Raw genomic sequence first — 594 nt, 5'->3', positions numbered from 1 at the left:
CGCGCAGGCGCGCGACTTCTGCCCGCGACAGCACGTCCAGACCGCCGCGCGGGTAGATCCGCGCATCCTGTACCGGCAGGGCCCGTGCCACCGCTTCTTTCGTCGTCATTTCCATCATCGGTTCCGTCTTCACAGTTGGTCGAATGTAGCGCTGCCCCCATGAAAAGGAAAACGGCCGGGTCGCCCCGGCCGTTTTCGCGTTCAGCACTGATCCGTCAAGGCATCAGAACTTGTACTTCAGGCTCAACATCATCGACCAGCGCGACACCGCGGTATTGCCCTTGTCGTTGTTGTTTTCCTGGATCGACGAATTGTCGGTGGTACCGGTGAACGAGTACACGTACTTGCCGGTCGCCGGGTCGATACCGGCATAGTTGGCCACGCGACGGGTCGAGTAGAAGCCGTAGTCGTCGATCAGGCCCCACTTCTTGTTGAGCAGGTTGCCCAGGTTCATGATGTCCAGCGCCAGCTCGGTCTTGTGGCCCTTGAACAGGCCCGGCAGTTCCTGGCTCAGGCGCACGTCGAAGCTGTTGACCCACTTGGCGCGGTGCGAGTTGGCCGGCACCACCTGGCCCTTGTAGCCGGCCAGTTCCG

1 protein-coding gene and 1 pseudogene are annotated in these 594 nt (G+C 61.8%); both read right to left on the bottom strand.

What is annotated here, in order from left to right:
- A partial coding sequence (locus ABB22_RS18950; protein WP_161809383.1) for a DUF4478 family protein occupies positions 1-109 on the bottom strand: 109 nt, incomplete at its 3' end.
- 114 nt (positions 110-223) lie between these two features.
- Positions 224-594: pseudogene (locus ABB22_RS17435) on the bottom strand (Oar protein); the annotation flags it as partial.

The sequence above is a fragment of the Stenotrophomonas nitritireducens genome, assembly GCF_001431425.1.
Lineage (GTDB): Bacteria > Pseudomonadota > Gammaproteobacteria > Xanthomonadales > Xanthomonadaceae > Stenotrophomonas > Stenotrophomonas nitritireducens.
Note: the sequence above shows the minus strand (reverse complement) of the source record. Positions and strands in the feature narration are given on the sequence as shown.